Below are 16,679 nucleotides of genomic sequence, written 5' to 3'. Positions count from 1 at the left end.
CTCGGCCTTTCCAAGGTGGGTGAGGGCGTTCCGGCGGCAAGTTGGACTTTTCCAGTGCGCCGGTTCAACACCCCCGAGCCGCCGTACGGGAAAGCATGGAGGAACGCGCGTTAGTCAGTCATCGCGCCTTCCCCCGGCGGCAGCGGGCTTCCCATCGCCCGCTGCCGCACACTTTCAAAAGCGCTTCGGCGATCCGATGCCAACGACATCGGCAGCGAGCAGCTTTATCGCGCACTGCTTCGAGCGATCTTGATCGCGATGCGCTTTGGCAAAGGCCACAATGCAGATGTCTGCCACTCAACCTTCCGGCGAAATCGCGTATAACAGCCCTATGAAGATTCTCGTCATAGAAGACGATCGCGAGGCTGCGGATTACTTGCAGAAAGCCTTTGCCGAGGCCGGTCACACCGCGCATGTCGCCGGTGACGGCGAAACCGGCTTTGCGCTCGCCGACGCCGGCGACTACGACGTGATGGTGATCGACCGGATGATGCCGCGTCGCGACGGCCTGTCGGTCATTGCCGGTCTCCGGTCCAGGGGCAACACGACGCCGGTGCTGATCCTGTCGGCGCTCGGCGAGGTCGATGATAGGGTCACGGGTCTGCGCGCCGGCGGCGACGATTACCTGACAAAACCCTACGCCTTCTCCGAGCTTCTGGCCCGCGTCGAGGTTCTGAACCGTCGCGCCAGCGCCAAGGAAGCCGAAACCGTCTACCGCGTCGGCGATCTCGAACTCGACAGGCTGTCGCATTCGGTCCGCCGTGCGTCACGCGAGATAACGCTGCAGCCGCGTGAATTCCGATTGCTCGAATATTTGATGCGGCATGCCGGCCAGGTGGTGACGCGCACCATGCTGCTGGAAAATGTCTGGGACTACCATTTCGATCCGCAGACCAATGTCATCGACGTCCATGTCTCCCGGCTGCGCGGCAAGATCGAGAAGGGCTTCGACAAGCCCATCCTGCATACGGTTCGCGGCGCGGGCTATATGTTGAAGAGCGGCTAGCAGCAGCATGGCTCTTTCCGTGCCAGCCATCATGAAGACGACGGCAGCGCGGCTTTCGGCGCTCTACCTCCTGCTCTTCGCGCTGTGCGCGGTGGCGCTCGTCTTCTACATGACCTCGCTGTCGGCGCGCATGCTGACCGCACAGACCCAGGACACCATCAATGACGAGGTGCTCGGTCTGGCTCGCGCCTATCAGCGCGGCGGCCTGCCGGTACTGGTCCGCGTGGTCGAAGCGCGCTCGCGCCAGCCCGGCGCAAACCTCTATCTGATTGCCGACGCCAACGGACAGATCCTGACCGGCAATGTGCAGAGCCTCGAACCTGGCGTTCTCGAAACCGAAGGCTGGACCTCGAGCCCGTTCTCCTATCAGCGCTTTGGCGAGGGAGAACTCGAGCGTCTACGCAATCTGCCCGCCGAGCAGGGCAGCACCCAATCCGAACAGAGCGATGCGCAGGCGCAGGGCGAAAAGGGCCATAACGCCATCGCGCTGGTGCTGCGGCTGCCGAACCAGATGATCATGCTGGTCGGCCGCGATCTCGGCGAGCCGGAACGGTTTCGTGCCGTCATCCGCCGTGCGCTGATGCTGGCGCTCGGCATGATGGGGCTGGGCGGATTGCTGATCTGGTTTTTTGTCGGCCGCGCCGCGCTGAAGCGCATCGACAGCGTGTCGGAGGCCAGCCGCCGCATCATGGGCGGCGATCTGTCGGGCAGGCTGCCGGTGACGGGGGTTGGCGATGAGTTCGACCGGCTCTCCGAAAATCTCAATGCCATGCTGGCCAGGATCGCCACGCTGAATGAAGGCCTGAAGCAGGTTTCCGACAACATCGCGCATGATCTGAAGACGCCGCTGACCCGGTTGCGCAACCGGGCCGAAGCGACGCTTTCGGGCAAGCAAAAGCCCACCGACTACCGGCAGGCGCTGGAAGGCACCATTGCCGAGTCGGACCAGTTGATAAAAACCTTCAACGCCATCCTGATGATTTCCCGGCTCGAGGCCGGCTACTCCTCGGAGAACACCAACCGCGTCGATCTGGCGGAGGCCGTGCGCGATGTCGTCGAGCTCTACGAGCCGGTGGCGGAAGAGGCAGGCGTGTCGCTGGAAGCAGATGTGCGCGAGGCGGTGTCCGTCAACGGCAACCGCGAACTGATCGGTCAGGCGCTGTCGAACATCGTCGACAACGCCATCAAATATTCCACCGGCGCCAATGCCCAGCCGGCGGTGCGCGTCACGCTTGAGCGAGCCGGTGCGGACGTCCGCCTGTCGGTTGCCGACAATGGACACGGCATTCCCGACGACGGCGACCGCGCGCGTGCCACGGAACGCTTCGTGCGGCTGGAGAAGAGCCGTTCGCAGCCGGGTTCCGGTCTTGGCCTCAGCCTCGCCAAGGCGGTCATGACATTCCACAATGGCCGGCTTGAACTCTTGCCCGGCAATCCTGGATTATCCGTGGTCATGAGTTTCCCGGCACGGGAGGATCACTGATGAGCACGGCTGCGAGGGTGAAAGATTGGCTGCTGAAGCCGACGGCCAGGCTTGCCCCGCTGGACAAGGACCGCGCGCGGCTGGAACTGGCCGAGATCGCTTCCGCCGCACGTGAAGAAGGGTTGACGCGGCTGGCCAAGTTCCTGGCCGGCAAAGGGGAGGGCCAGGATTTCCTCGCCGCCGTCTTCGATCTGTCGCCGTTTCTGCGTGATACCGCACGTCGCCGGCCACAAATCCTGGATGGGCTGTTCGAGCAGACGATCGAGGCTCGGCTGAAGGCGATCGGCGCCGCCATCGACCAGGTGCATCTAGCCGAAGCAGTCTCGGAATCCGGCTTGATGATGGAGCTGCGCCAGTGGAAGGCGGAGGCGCATTTCCTGATCGCGCTGGCCGATCTTGCCGGCGAGGCCGAAACGGCGCTGACGGTCCGGCGATTGAGCGATCTTGCAGACGCCTGCACCCGTGCGGCCGTCGACTTCCTGCTGCGCGACGCGCATAGCCAGGGCAAACTCAAACTGCCGGATGTCGGCAATCCGTCGAAACAGTCGGGCTGGATCCTGCTCGGCATGGGCAAGCTCGGCGCGCATGAGCTGAATTTTTCCTCCGACATCGATCTGGTGGTTTTCTTCGATCCGGAAGCGCCGGCCGTCGTCGATCCGCTCGACGCCACTGAGTTGTTTTCGAGGCTGACGCGCCGCCTGGTGCGCATCCTGCAGGACCGCACCGAACACGGTTATGTCTTCCGCACCGATCTGAGACTGCGCCCAGACCCCGGTTCGACACCGCTGGCGATCCCGGTCGAGGCGGCACTGCGCTACTATGAGGCACGCGGCCAGAACTGGGAGCGCGCCGCGATGATCAAGGCACGCCCGGTGGCAGGCGATCTGGCCGCGGGTGCGGCCTTCCTCAAGGAGTTGCAGCCCTATATCTGGCGCAAATACATGGACTACGCGGCGATTGCCGACGTCCATTCGATCAAGCGCCAGATCCACGCCCACAAGGGTCACGGCGAGATCGCGGTCAAGGGCCACAACGTCAAGCTCGGCCGCGGCGGCATTCGAGAGATCGAGTTCTTCGTCCAGACCCAGCAGCTCATCGCCGGCGGACGCTTCCCTGAACTGCGTGGCCGCGAGACCGTGCCGATGCTCGGCGAGCTTGCGACCCGCGGCTGGATCACCACCGAGGCGCGCGATGCGCTGGCTCGTCAGTACTGGTTCCTGCGCCGCGTCGAACATGCCGTGCAGATGGTTGCCGACGAGCAGACCCACATGCTTCCGGAAGATGATGAAGGCTTGGAGCGCATCGCCCGCATGCTCGCCTTTGCCGATGCATCTGCCTTTTCCCAAGCGTTCCGCGCCTCGCTGCAGCAGGTCGAACGCCACTACGCGGCACTGTTCGAAACAGCACCCGAACTGTCGACAGGCATCGGCAATCTGGTCTTCACCGGCGATGTCGACGATCCTGATACACTGCAGACCTTGCACGGGCTCGGCTTTCAGCGGCCAAGCGACATCTGCCGCGTCATCCGAGGCTGGCATTTTGGCCGCTATCGCGTCACCCAATCGGCGGAGGCGCGCGAGCGGCTGACGGAATTGACGCCGGCGCTGCTGCGCTCCTTCGGCCAGACGCGCCGGGCCGACGAAGCGCTGATGCGCTTCGACGAGTTTCTCGCCGGCCTGCCGGCCGGCATCCAGCTGTTCTCCCTGCTGCAATCCAATCCGGCCCTGCTGAAGCTTCTGGCGACGATCATGGGTGCCGCACCTCGGCTGGCGGCGATCATCACGCGCCGACCGCATGTCTTCGACGGCTTGCTCGACCCGGCTTTGCTGACCGAATTGCCGGACCGCGCCTATCTGTCGGCGCGGCTTTCCGCCTTTGTCGAGGGCGACCGGCTCTATGAAGACGTGCTCGACCGGCTGCGCATCTTTGCTTCCGAGCACAAATTCCTGATCGGCGTCCGGCTGCTCGCCGGCTCGATCGATCCGGCGCGGGCCGGCCGCGCCTTTTCCGATCTGGCGGATCTCACCATCGAGGCGGCGTTGCAGGCGGTGACGGCCGAATTCGCGGCGCGCCACGGCACCATTGCCGGCGGCGTGGTTGCGCTGCTCGGTATGGGCAAGCTCGGCAGCCGCGAGCTGACCGCCGGATCGGATGTCGACCTGATCCTGCTCTACGACCACGCGCCGGATGCCGAAGAGTCCGACGGCGACAAGCCGCTGGCGCCTTCGCATTACTACACCCGCATGACGCAAAGGCTGATCGCGGCCGTGTCGGCGCCGACGGCGGAGGGCGTGCTCTACGAACTTGACCTGCGCCTGCGGCCGTCCGGCAACAAGGGGCCGGTGGCCACCCATATCGATGCCTTCAAGAAATACCAGCGCCAGGAAGCCTGGACCTGGGAGCACATGGCGCTGGCCCGCGCCCGCGCCATAGCCGGCGACGCCAGCCTGTGCGGCGAGGTTGAAGCGGAAGTAGCGGCGGTGCTTGGACAGCCGCGCGATGCTGCAAAGGTGATGGCCGAGGCTGCGGACATGCGGGCTATGATCGAGAAGGAAAAGCCGCCGCGCGATCTCTGGGACATCAAGCTGATCCCCGGCGGCCTCATCGATCTCGAATTCATCGCCCAGGTGGCCGTCATCACCGGGCAGGTCGGGGTCGGGCCGCGTGCCACCGGTACGGCCGAGATCCTGTCGCGCCTCGCACCCGGATTCGCCGATGCCGGGATAAGGCAGGAGCTTGGCGATGCCTACGCGCTCTATCTTGCACTGACCCAGATGACGCGGTTGTGCCTCACCGGAGCCTTCGAGCGCGACGACGTGCCGCCGGGGCTTTCGGATCTGCTTCTGGCGGTGACCGACCTGCCGGATTTCGGTGTGCTGGAAGCACACCTCAAGGAGACGTCGCAGACGGTCAGGAAGGATTTCGATCTTTTGCTTCGTACGGGATGACCGTGAAGCGATCGTCCCCTGGAACCGAAGACGTTTCGTGGTCTTCCAGTCTCTTGCAGCTACTCTGTTCGCCGAATCTGCTGGAGCGCCCGGCTCGCGTGAGACTGCAAAATCCGGTCGCGCAGATAGGCATAGAAACGCGGCGGCAGCATGCCATAGTCGAACCGGGACGGTTTGCTCCCCGCGATGGGCCTGAGGTCTGGACCTGGCCAGAGGAAGTCATTGGTTTCGGTCACGACGATCCATGACGGCGTGTCATCGGCTTTGAGTGGCGCAGGTATTTCTACTGCATCGGCAGGATCAGCCGGTGGCGAGTGTGTGACCGGAACGACCGTTATGACTTCACGGCCCTCCACGACCCGGCGCGCGGCGACAATGGCGCATGGCCGGCTTTTGCGGCCTTCCTCCGCACCTTTTTGGTGTTCTCTCACCCAAAGGTACGAATAGGAAATCATCATACCCGGGATAGGTTTGGGCAGGCTCACGGTGTCCAGTCTTTGAGCATCGCATCGAGCCCGGCATATTCGCTCGGTACGGCGCTTTCGGCGATGGCGTTCAGCGTCTCATCGTCCAGTTCTTCCGCGTTACGGGCGACTCGTCCCTTGACCAACACCTCGAACATCGCCGCCGACAGGAGTACCGTGTGGGTCCGGCCATTCTTTGTGATTGCGATCGGCGCACGCTGGGCGGCGTCCTGAAAACGCCCGACATTCTGCTGGAATTCTGTTGAAGTCACTCGCATGACAATGCCTCTCTTTTCTATCTAAAATAGATAAAATAGATAGCTTTGTCAAAGCATCTCACCTCGGGCCTGTGAGGTGGGATCAAGCTTGGAATGGTAATGAAATCTTCAGGCCGCAACCTTGACGGCCAGCACGGCCCTCTTCACCGGGATGCGCACCGACACGATCGTGCCGACACCTTCGCTCGACCGGATCTTCAGCGCGCCGCCCTGAAGCTCGGCCAGCGAACGTGAGATGGCAAGGCCAAGGCCAGACCCGGCATGGCTCTTGGAGAACTGGTTCTGCACCTGCTCGAAGGGCCGTCCGAGCTTGCCGAGCGCCTCCTTGGGGATGCCGCAGCCATTGTCCTCGATCGTCAGCACCAACGCGCCGGATGTGTTGCGGGCCCTGACCGATATGTGGCCGCCCTGGCCGGTGAACTTCACCGCATTGGACAAAAGGTTGATGACGATCTGCTTGATCGCACGGCGATCGGCGACCAGCGTCAGCGCATCGGCAATGCGCGTTTCCACGGTGATGGCCTTTTGCGCCGCCTGCAGCGAAACGACGCGTACGGTTTCGCTGATCAGCGGGCCGAGGTCGATCTCTTCCCGGTCGAGAGAGAACTGGCCGGCCTCGATCTTGGACATGTCGAGAATGTCGTTGATGACGCCCAGCAGATATTTGCCGCTGCTGTTGATGTCGGTGGCATATTCCTCGTAGCGCTCCGATCCGAGCGGGCCGAACAGCCCTTGTTCCATCAGTTCGGAGAAGCCGATGATGGCGTTCAGCGGCGTGCGCAACTCATGCGACATGTTGGCCAGGAATTCGGATTTGGCCCGGTTCGCAGCTTCGGCGCGTTCGGTTTCCTTCATATATTTGCGGTTGAGGTCGACCAGTTCGCGCGAACGCTCCTCTTCGGCCCGCCGCGCGAGGCTGAGATCATGGATCGTTGCCATCAGCCGGCGCTCGCTGTCGACCAGCTTCTCCTGGTGCAGCTTGATCTGGGTGATGTCGGAGCCGACCGAGACGATGCCGCCGTCCCTGGTCTTCAGTTCGTTGACCTGCAGCCATCGGCCATCGGCCAGTTGCCGCTCGAAAGTGGCGCCGCCCTGCAGGCCGCTGGTGTGGGCAAGCCGCCGTTCGGAAGCAAAGGCCAGCATGCGTTCTTCCAGCGCCGCGCGCGCGGTGCCCGGCATCACGTCGCGGTCCGAGAGCCCGTTGTCCTGCTGGTATTTGGAATTGCACATGATCAGGCGCTGCGTCGAATCCCACAGCACGAAGGATTCGTTGATGTTCTCGATCGCCGTTCTGAGGCGAAGGTCGGCAGCCTCGGACCGCAGCGCCAGATGACGCTGTTCGGTGACGTCGACGGCAATGCCGATCAGCTGGATCTCCGGCGCTTCCGGATCGATGACCTGTGCCCGTGCGCGCATCCAGACCCATTGGCCGTCGGCATGGCGCATGCGGAACACCTGGTCGATGTGGTCGATCTCGCGTGCGACGATCCTGTTGGCGAGCTCGAACAGGTCGCCGTCCTCGGGATGGATGATCTGATCGACCTCGCCGAAGGACAGCATCGTGTCGCAGGGCTTGTAGCCGAGCATATCGTACATCGAGCGCGACCAGTACATCTTGCCGCGCACCATGTCCCAGTCCCACAGGCCGCAGCGGCCGCGAACCAGCGCCATGTCGATGCGCTGATGCGCTTCGAGGTAGATGCGGTCGGCCGCCTGCGCACGTGCTGCCTGGCCGAAATAGGCATAGAGGATGACGATCAGCACACCGGCCGTCAGCACGAACAGGGTGACGTTCAGCGAAACAGTCTTGCGCCAGGCATCGAAAACCGCGTCCTGTGGCACCAGGGCCGCCGATGCGCCCTTGCCGCCATTCGCCAGGCTGACCGCCGCGTACCAGTCCCGTCCGTCGATGTTGACGTCCATGACGCCAGCACGATCGCCGAACATGAACAAGGGCTGGCCGCCCTCGACGAGGCCGTCGAGCGAATGGCCCTGCCATGGCATGGAGCGCGGCGTCACCGCGACGATCTTGAAAGCGCTGTCGGTGATGACAAGCACATGGCTGCGGCCCATCGCGCCCTGGCGGCTGGTGGTCTCCAGCAGATCCTGTATGGCGCCGGGCACCGTTTCCGAGGTGGTGGCTAGCGAACTGGCCAGTTGGCCCGCCGCCAGCGTCAGGATCGCCTTGGCATTGCGCTCGACATCGTCACGCTCGTTCATCAGCGACAGCACGCGCAGCGCCGCGATGACGATCAGGAAGGTGATGATGAGGACGGGTATCGATCGGCGCAGCAGCGGCTCGGCGGCCAGAAGCCGCCGGTAGGCCGGTTCGGCGATGAGCCGCGTATTCCCGGCAAGACCGTCGCCGCGCGTCTCGCGATGCGCAAAAACCGTCCCTCCGGGCGCGCCCCACGCGTCCGCCTTCGCCATAAATGGCACTCCCCGAATTGCCTATGCTGCTTGGTGATCCGGCAAACGCCGCACATCCGAATCGTCAGTAAAGAATCAAAGGTGATTCGCCTTGTCCAGTGGTCCGGCGAAAAAAGATTAAAAATAGACTAAAATAATGCTCAAATGGTCGATCTCCCCCCTTGTGGGGGAGATCGCTCTCCCTACGCCAGCGTGCGCTCGACGATATCGCGCAGATCCGCCGACAGGTTTTCGGCGCCGGCGATCGAAAGCAGCGCTTCCCTGGCCTTCGCTTGCCGCAAGGGTTCGAGCGAACGCCAGGATCTGAGCGCCGTCGCCAGCCTTGCCGCCACTTGCGGGTTGCGCTTTTCAACCTCGAGCACAGTCTGGGCAAAGAACCAGTAGCCTTCGCCGTCGGCACGATGGAAACCGGTCTGGTTGGCGCTGGAGAAGGTGCCGATCAGCGAGCGAACCCGGTTCGGATTGCCCATCGAGAAGGCCGGGTGGTTGGTCAGGGCCTTCACGGTGTCGACGGTTTGCGGTCCCGGAACGCTGGCCTGGATCTGGAACCATTTGTCCATGACCAGCGGGTCGGAGCCATAGGTCGTCTCGAAAGCCGCTAGCGCCTCGGCCGCCTCTGGCGAACCGTGGTGACGATGCGCGAGCACGGCAAGTGCTGCCGCGCGGTCGGTCATGTTGGTCGCGGACTGGAAATGCCCGGCGGCGAGTGCCGCTCCGCCCGGCTGCAGCGCCAGATAATCCAGCAGGGTGTTGCGCAAGGCGCGTCGTCCGGCGCTCGCCGCGTCGGGGCTGAACGCATCTTTGTCGGCAAGGCTGCGGTAGAGGCCCGAAAAAACGTCCCGGTTCGCAGTGCCGATCGCCAACGCCAGCGCCTCGCGAGCCGCATAGATGGCATCGGGGTCGATGTTCCTGCCGATGTCGCGGGCAATGTCGGCTTCGCCGGGCAGGGCCAGCGCCAGCGCCCGATAGGCCGGCTCCAGCGCCTCGTCACCGGCAATGCTGCCGGCGAGTTCGATCAGCCGCGGCGCAAAGGCCGGATGCTTGCCGCCGAGGATCTCGCGGAAGGCTGAGATCAATGCATCGGTCAGCAATGTGTTGAAGGCCTGCCAGCGCGAAAAGGCGTCGCTGTCATGGCGGGCGAGGAAGAACTGGTCGTCGGCTTTCTGCTCGACGGACAATGTCACCGGCGCCGAAAAGCCGCGGTTGAGCGACACGGCCGGGCGCTCGGTGACGCCTGAAAACCGCACCATGTGGCGGCGCTTGCGGATATGGATGACGCCGTCCTCGACGCTGGCGCCCTCGACGCCGCTATACGGCACAGGCTTGCCGCCGGCGCCGATCAGGCCGAAAGCCAGCGGGATGTGCATCAGCCGCTTGCGGCTTTCGGAGGGTGTCGGCGGCACCGACTGCTCGATTTCGAGCGTGAATTCTTGCGCCGCCGGATTGTGCGTCGAACTGATCGTCAGGTTCGGCGTGCCTGCCTGATGATACCAGAGCGCGAACTGCGACAGGTCGCGGCCGGACGCATCCTCGAACACCTTGATGAAATCCTCGATCGTCGCCGCGTCACCGTCGTGCCGCTCGAAATAGAGGTCCATGCCGGCGCGAAAGACGTCGGCACCGAGAATTGTGCGGATCATGCGCACCACTTCGGAGCCCTTCTCGTAGACCGTCGCGGTGTAGAAATTGTTGATCTCGCGGTAGCGGCGCGGCCGCACCGGATGCGCCAGCGGACCTTGGTCCTCGGGAAACTGGTGGGCGCGCAAGGTGCGCACTTCGGCGATGCGCTTGACCGCGCGCGAACGCTGGTCGGCGGAGAATTCGTGGTCGCGGAAAACCGTCAGGCCTTCCTTCAGGCAGAGCTGGAACCAGTCGCGGCAAGTGATTCTGTTGCCTGTCCAATTGTGGAAATACTCATGCGCGATGATCGCCTCGATATTGGCGAAATCGGCGTCCGTCGCGGTCTCCCGGTCGGCCAGCACATATTTGTCGTTGAAGATGTTGAGGCCCTTGTTCTCCATCGCTCCCATGTTGAAGTCGGACACGGCGACGATGTTGAAGACGTCGAGATCGTATTCGCGGCCGAACGCCTCCTCGTCCCACTTCATCGACCGCTTCAGGGCATCCATCGCGTAGCCGGCCAGCTTCTCCTTGCCGGGTTCGACATAGATGCCGAGTTCGACTGTGCGGCCCGATAGCGTGACGAAACTGTCCGCAACCTGGCCGAGATTGCCGGCCACCAATGCGAACAGATAGGACGGCTTGGGGAAAGGGTCGTGCCACACGGCATAGTGCCAGCCGTCGCCGAGGTCGCCTCTGTCGACCGGGTTGCCGTTGGACAGGAGCAGCGGCGCTTCGTCACGCATTGCCTCTATGCGCACCGTGTAGACGGACAGGATGTCGGGACGATCGAGGAAATAGGTGATGCGGCGAAAGCCCTCGGCTTCGCATTGCGTGCAGTAGACATTGCTCGAGCGGTAGAGGCCCATCAGGGCTTCGTTGCCCGCCGGCGCCACCTCGGTCTCGATGAGCAACTGGAAGCGACGCGCCGCCGATGGCTTGAGGATGGTCAGCTGGTCAGGTGTCGCCAGCAGATCCGCCGGTTTTACCTTCTTGCCGTCGATCTCGATGCGCTTGAGCGTCAGCCCGTCGCCGTCGAGCACCAACGGTGCCGACACGGAGACGTCGTCACGGCGCTCTATCGTGAGGACGGCGGTGACACGCGTTGCGTCTGGCGAAAGGCGGAAGGTAAGGTCGGTTTTCGGAATGAGGTAGTCGTTGGGGCGATAGTCTTCGAGTTTGAAGACCTGGCCGGTGTCCGTGCGCATTCCGTGGGTTTTCCTGTCGATTGCGTTGGCGGCGGATCGTGTCCGCTGGTCCAAGAAATTTGAAGTCCGCGCTCTTTACACGAAACGGCCCCTCGACAAAACTGAGGCATTGCCTATTTCAGGCGTTCCTTCTCCTGTCATCATCACGAGGCATCCATGACCGTCGTCACACCGAAATTCGGCATGGGCGCATCCGTGCTGCGGCGCGAGGATGCCGCCTTCATCCAGGGCCAGGGCCGTTATACCGACGACATCCAGCCGGCTGGCGTCCTGCATGGCTATGTCCTGCGCTCGCCGGTCGCCAAGGCCAGCTTCACCATCGGTTCGACCGAGGCGGCGAAGGCGGCACCTGGCGTCCATCTGGTGCTGACCGGCAAGGATCTTGCCCATCTCGGCGATCTGAAATCCGGCGTCATGCAGGAACAGCCGGACGGCACCAAGGCGCCGACGCGCGACATCCCGATCCTGTGCCGCGACCGCGTCAACTATGTCGGCGATGCCGTTGCCTTCGTCGTCGCCGACAGCCGTGCCTTGGCGCAGGATGCCGCTGAACTGATCGATGTCGACTATGACGGCGAAGACGCGGCCTCCGGGACCGCAAATGCACTTGCCGAAGGCACGCCGCTGGTCTGGCCGGAGCTTGGTTCCAACCGTGCCTTCAGCTACCACATGGGCGACAGGAAAAAGACCGAAGCGGCTTTCGCCAAGGCCGCCCATGTCACCCGCATCGAGTTCGTCAACAACCGGCTGGTGTGCAATTACATGGAGCCGCGCTCCGCGATCGGCGAATGGAACGTCGAGGAGAAGCGCTTCGTGCTGACCACCGGGTCGCAAGGCGTGCACTCCATGCAGTATATCCTGGCCAGCGTGTTCAAGATCAAGAAGGACCAGCTGCGCGTCATCACGCCTGATGTCGGCGGTGGTTTCGGGCCGAAGAGCTTCGTCTACCGCGAATATCCGCTGGTGCTGGAAGCGGCAAAGCGGCTTGGCCACCCGGTGAAATGGGCCGGTGACCGCACCGAACACTTCCTGACCGACGCGCAAGGGCGCGACAATTTCGTCACGGCCGAGATGGCGCTCGACAAGGACGGCCGCTTTCTCGGTATGAAGGTGGACCTGCTCGCCAACATCGGCGCCTATATCTCGCAATACGGCCCGTTCATCCCCTATATCGGCGTCACCATGTCGACCGGTGTCTATGATATCCAGGCGCTCGACGTCTCGGTGACCGGCCTCTACACCAACACCTGCCCGGTCGATGCCTATCGCGGTGCCGGCCGTCCGGAAGCAGCCTTCCTGCTGGAAAAGCTGGTCGATGCCTGCGCCCATGATCTCGGCCTGCCTGTCGAGGAGATCCGCCGCCGCAACTTCATCCGTCCGGAGCAGTTTCCCTACCGGACGCAGACCGGTCGCCTTTACGACAATGGTGAATTCGAAGGCCATATGGAGCGCGCCATCGAGCAATCCGAATGGAAAGCGTTTCCTGAGCGGCTGGCGCAATCGAAGGCCGGCGGAAAAATCCGCGGTCTCGGCATGGCGACCTATATCGAGGCCTGCGCCTTTCCGGGCTCCGAACCGGCCTTCGTCGAACTCAACGGCGATGGCACGGTGACGCTGAAGATCGGCACCCAGACCAACGGGCAGGGGCACGCCACCGCCTATGCGCAGTTCTTGTCGGAAAAGCTCAATCTCGACATCGACAAGATCCATGTCCGCCAGGGCGATACCGACGAATTGAAAGCCGGCGGCGGGACCGGCGGCTCGCGCTCCATTCCGCTGGGGGGTGTATCGGCTTCCCGCGCGGGCGAGGATCTGGCCAACAAGATCAAGCGCATCGCAGCCGACGAACTGGAAGCTTCTGCCGGCGACATCGAATTGTCCGACGGCGTTGCCCGCATCGTCGGCACCGATCGCTCGATCGATTTTTCCACCATCGCCAAGGCCGCCAAGACGCCTGACGATCTCAAGGGCTTTGGCGAATTCGTGCAGGACGAATGCACCTATCCCAACGGCACCCATATCTGCGAGGTCGAGATCGATCCCGACACCGGCGCCACCGAGATCGTCCGCTACACCATCGTCGACGATTTCGGCGTCACCGTGAACCCGATCCTGCTCGCCGGCCAGGTGCATGGCGGCGTGGTGCAAGGTATCGGCCAGGCACTGACCGAGGACACTATCTATGGCGAGGATGGACAGCTTTTGACGGCGAGCTTCATGGATTACGCCATGCCGCGCGCCGACAATTTCCCGTTCTTCCATTTCGAGACCCGCAACGTGCCTTCGACCACCAATGCACTCGGCATCAAGGGCGCGGGCGAGGCCGGCACCATCGGCTCGACCCCGGCGGCACTCAATGCGGTGACCGACGCGCTCTGGCGCGCCTATGGCGTCAAGCACATCGACATGCCGGCAACGCCGGCGCGTATCTGGGCGACGATCCAAGAAGCGTCGGGAGCGTGACAGCAGGCCCCGGCAGCCCCTCGGCCACAGCCAGCGATGATGCCGGCGGGCACGACACGCTTACCGGCATCATGCTCAAGATCGTGTCGGTGGCGGTCTTCGTCGGCATGCAGACCTGCATCAAAGCCGCAGGCACGGTTCCGGCCGGCCAGATTGTCTTCTTCCGCTCTTTCTTCGCCATCTTCCCGATCATCGCCTTCCTGGCCTTCAGGAAAGAACTCGGCACCGCCTTCACCACCAGGCGTCCGTTCAACCACATCGCCCGCGGCCTGGTCGGCGTCTGCGCCATGGGGCTCGGCTTTTTCGCGTTGACCCGGCTGCCGCTGCCGGAAGCGATCACGCTGAACTACGCGCAGCCGCTGCTGGTGGTGGTGTTCAGCTCGATCTTCCTCGGCGAGGCCATCCGTGTCTATCGCTGGAGCGCGGTCGCGGTCGGCCTGGTCGGCGTGCTGATCATCTCCTGGCCGGAACTGACGCTACTCAGTTCCGACGAGGCGCTCGACGACCAGGAAGTGCTTGGCGTCATGGCCGCTCTTGTCGCGGCAGCGATCTCGGCCGTCGCCATGCTCCTGGTGCGCAATCTCGTGCAAAGCGAGCGCACGGCGACCATCGTGCTGTGGTTTTCGGTGACGGCGAGCGTCATGTCGCTGCTGTCGCTGCCATTCGGCTGGCAGGCGCTGACGCCGCTCCAGACGGCTCTCCTTGTTGCCGCCGGCTTCTGCGGCGGCCTCGGGCAGATCCTGATGACGGCGGCCTATCGCCATGCCGAGGCCTCGGTCGTGGCGCCGTTCGAATATACGTCGATGATCCTCGGCGTCGTCGTCGGTTATCTCGTCTTCGGCGACGTCGCCACGCTCCATATGCTTGTCGGCGGCCTGATCGTCGTCGCCGCCGGCATCTTCATCATCTGGCGCGAACGCCAGCTTGGCCTGGAGCGCACCCGCACGCGCAAGGCGTCTTTGCCTGAAGGGTGATTACGACAGCTCGGCTCGCTCCTTCGCCAACCGAACCAGAACTGTCCTCGTCTGTTCGTCGGCGGGGAAAAACGATTCGATCGCCAGTTCCGAAAGCGTCACGTCGAGCGGCGTGCCGAACACGGTGATGGTGCTGATGAATGACAGCACCTGATCGCCATGCGCCAGCCTGAGCGGATGCACGATGGCATTCGGCTCGACCGGCGACGGCCGGCTGCCTTTCAGGCCGGATGGATAAGTCCTCAGCTCACGCTCCAATTCGATCAGCACCTCGTCGCCGCTGGCATCGTTCTGGTGTTTCAGGCGCTCAAGGAGATGCGTCCGCCACTCCGCGAGATTGACGATGCGTGGTGCGATGCCGCCGGGATGCAGGCTGAGGCGAAGCACGTTGACCGGCGGCGTCAGCAGCGAAGCCTCGCCGACATCGGCAAGGAAGGGGGCGATGGCGGCGTTGGCCGAGACCAGGTTCCAGTGGCGGTCGACGGCGAGTGCCGGGAAAGGCTCGTGGCCTTTGAGCACGATCTCGACCGCCGCCATCGCCGGCGCCAGCGTCGTGTCGGTCAGCGAGCGTTCGCCGAAGCTGGGGGCAAAGCCGGCGGCGAGCAGCAGCTGGTTGCGTTGCCTCAGCGGTATCGACAATTGCTCGGCCAGATGCAGCACCATCTCGCGCGAGGGCGCGGCGCGGCCGCTTTCGACGAAGCTCAGATGCGCTGCGAGATTTCGGCCTCCATGGCGAGATCGAGCTGCGACATGCGGCGGCGGGTGCGCCACTCGCGAATGAGGCTGCCGGCGAAGGTTTGGGCTGCTGTCATGGGTGAATGACTAGGCCGGAGAGGCGCGCATTTCAATTACCTGCGAGGTTATCGCTAGGTGAGCGCGCGCAGCTTCGCCTTGACTTCGAGGAAATCTCGCCACGCCAGCTTCTTGTGCGACGGGGTTCGCAGGAGATAGGCCGGATGCAGCGTCGGCATGGCCGGGATGGCGATGCCGGACGCCGTCGTGTGGACGCGCCAGTTGCCGCGCAGCCGTAATATGCCTTCCGAGGTGTTGAGCAAGGTCTTGGCTGACGGGCCGCCAAGGTTGATCAGCACCTTGGGATTGACCAGCTCGATCTGTCGCTCGATGAACGGCCGGCAGATCTCGGTCTCGTGCGGCGTCGGCGTGCGATTGCCCGGCGGCCGCCAGGGAATGACATTGGCGATATAGACTGAAGTGCGGTCGAGCCCGATCGCCGCCAGCATGCGGTCGAGCAGCCGGCCCGAGCGGCCGACGAAGGGCAGGCCCTCGAGGTCCTCATCGCGGCCGGGTGCCTCGCCGACCAGCATGACGGCGGCTTCCGGGTTGCCGTCGGCGAACACCAGGTTCTTGGCGGTGGCCTTGAGATTGCAGCCGTCGAATGCCGCCATGTGCTGGCGAAGCTCGTCCAGCGTCGTTGCTGTCGTCGCCAATTGGCGAGCCAGTGCCGCCTGCGCTTCATCGGGAACCGCAGTCGTCGCAGACGGCGACCGCGCAACGGGTGGTGCATTTGCTCTGTCCCCGGCTTCGCCGCGGGACACGGTCGTCGAGCGCAGCGGAGTGGAGGTGTCACCCGAAGGCGCTGCGGTCGGCGCGCGCTCCATCGGCTTTGGCGCAACCTCGGCGAACCGGTTCACCGGCTGCTCTTCGAGTGCCTCGTCGACGCCCACGCTGGCGTAAAACGCCAGCAGGTCGGCGATATCAGGTCTGTTGGTTGGGGAAGCGGCAGTCATCGATTCACATTCGTCCGCGTGGCGGCAATTTGCAAGGCTGGCAGCTTCTCTACCAGG

Annotated in this window: 11 protein-coding genes and 1 pseudogene; 5 read left to right on the top strand and 7 right to left on the bottom strand. The window is 63.7% G+C overall.

Going from position 1 to position 16,679, the window contains the following annotated elements:
• Window positions 1-174: 174 nt before the first annotated feature.
• Window positions 175-297 carry a hypothetical protein gene (locus MESCI2_RS1000000139145; RefSeq protein ID WP_276325607.1) on the bottom strand — a complete coding sequence of 41 codons (123 nt, stop codon included), beginning with the start codon at window positions 295-297 and terminating at the stop codon, window positions 175-177.
• A 34-nt stretch (window positions 298-331) separates the two neighbouring features.
• Between MESCI2_RS1000000139145 and MESCI2_RS0106095 the strand changes: the two genes are divergently transcribed.
• The 3 genes from MESCI2_RS0106095 to MESCI2_RS0106085 are packed head-to-tail and all read left to right on the top strand — an operon-like array spanning window position 332 to window position 5,437.
• Window positions 332-1,006: a response regulator transcription factor gene (locus tag MESCI2_RS0106095; protein WP_023812818.1), complete on the top strand. Its 675-nt coding sequence runs from the start codon at window positions 332-334 to the stop codon at window positions 1,004-1,006.
• Window positions 1,007-1,013: 7 nt separating this feature from the next.
• The gene (locus MESCI2_RS0106090; RefSeq protein WP_027035783.1) at window positions 1,014-2,489 is read left to right on the top strand and encodes a sensor histidine kinase; all 1,476 of its coding nucleotides are present in this window, start codon (window positions 1,014-1,016) and stop codon (window positions 2,487-2,489) included.
• Entirely contained in the window at window positions 2,489-5,437 is a 2,949-nt protein-coding gene (locus MESCI2_RS0106085) for a bifunctional [glutamine synthetase] adenylyltransferase/[glutamine synthetase]-adenylyl-L-tyrosine phosphorylase (protein WP_027035782.1), read from the top strand. Before MESCI2_RS0106090 ends, MESCI2_RS0106085 begins: the two co-directional genes overlap by 1 nt.
• Before the next feature lie 59 nt (window positions 5,438-5,496).
• Here MESCI2_RS0106085 and MESCI2_RS0106080 read toward each other — a convergent pair whose 3' ends face one another.
• The 4 genes from MESCI2_RS0106080 to pepN form a co-directional block, all read right to left on the bottom strand.
• On the bottom strand, window positions 5,497-5,922 hold the full coding sequence (locus MESCI2_RS0106080; RefSeq protein ID WP_027035781.1) for a type II toxin-antitoxin system PemK/MazF family toxin: 426 nt from the start codon (window positions 5,920-5,922) through the stop codon (window positions 5,497-5,499).
• Window positions 5,919-6,179, bottom strand: coding sequence for a type II toxin-antitoxin system prevent-host-death family antitoxin (locus MESCI2_RS0106075; RefSeq protein ID WP_027035780.1), 261 nt, complete (start codon window positions 6,177-6,179; stop codon window positions 5,919-5,921). The genes MESCI2_RS0106080 and MESCI2_RS0106075 overlap by 4 nt, the downstream gene beginning before the upstream one ends.
• A 108-nt stretch (window positions 6,180-6,287) precedes the next feature.
• A complete protein-coding gene (locus tag MESCI2_RS0106070) occupies window positions 6,288-8,609 on the bottom strand; it encodes a PAS domain-containing sensor histidine kinase (RefSeq protein WP_027035779.1) in 2,322 nt (773 codons plus the stop codon).
• A gap of 182 nt (window positions 8,610-8,791) precedes the next feature.
• Entirely contained in the window at window positions 8,792-11,437 is a 2,646-nt protein-coding gene (gene pepN, locus MESCI2_RS0106065) for an aminopeptidase N (protein ID WP_027035778.1), read from the bottom strand.
• Between the two features lie 156 nt (window positions 11,438-11,593).
• On the opposite strand from pepN, the gene MESCI2_RS0106060 reads away from it, so the two are divergent.
• Window positions 11,594-13,900, top strand: coding sequence for a xanthine dehydrogenase family protein molybdopterin-binding subunit (locus MESCI2_RS0106060; protein ID WP_027035777.1), 2,307 nt, complete (start codon window positions 11,594-11,596; stop codon window positions 13,898-13,900).
• A 71-nt stretch (window positions 13,901-13,971) separates the two neighbouring features.
• The gene (locus tag MESCI2_RS0106055) at window positions 13,972-14,874 is read left to right on the top strand and encodes a DMT family transporter (RefSeq protein WP_245270280.1); all 903 of its coding nucleotides are present in this window, start codon (window positions 13,972-13,974) and stop codon (window positions 14,872-14,874) included.
• Here MESCI2_RS0106055 and MESCI2_RS01000000134385 read toward each other — a convergent pair.
• Window positions 14,875-15,686 (bottom strand): annotated as a pseudogene (locus MESCI2_RS01000000134385) (helix-turn-helix domain-containing protein).
• Between the two features lie 54 nt (window positions 15,687-15,740).
• Window positions 15,741-16,622 (bottom strand): uracil-DNA glycosylase, encoded by an 882-nt coding sequence (locus MESCI2_RS0106045; protein WP_027035775.1) that lies wholly within the window; start codon window positions 16,620-16,622, stop codon window positions 15,741-15,743.
• Window positions 16,623-16,679 lie beyond the last annotated feature (57 nt).

The organism is Mesorhizobium ciceri WSM4083 (genome assembly GCF_000519305.1).
GTDB classification, from domain to species: domain Bacteria; phylum Pseudomonadota; class Alphaproteobacteria; order Rhizobiales; family Rhizobiaceae; genus Mesorhizobium; species Mesorhizobium ciceri_B.
The sequence above is the reverse complement of the archived record's forward strand: the minus strand, read 5'-3'. Positions and strand labels throughout refer to the sequence as shown.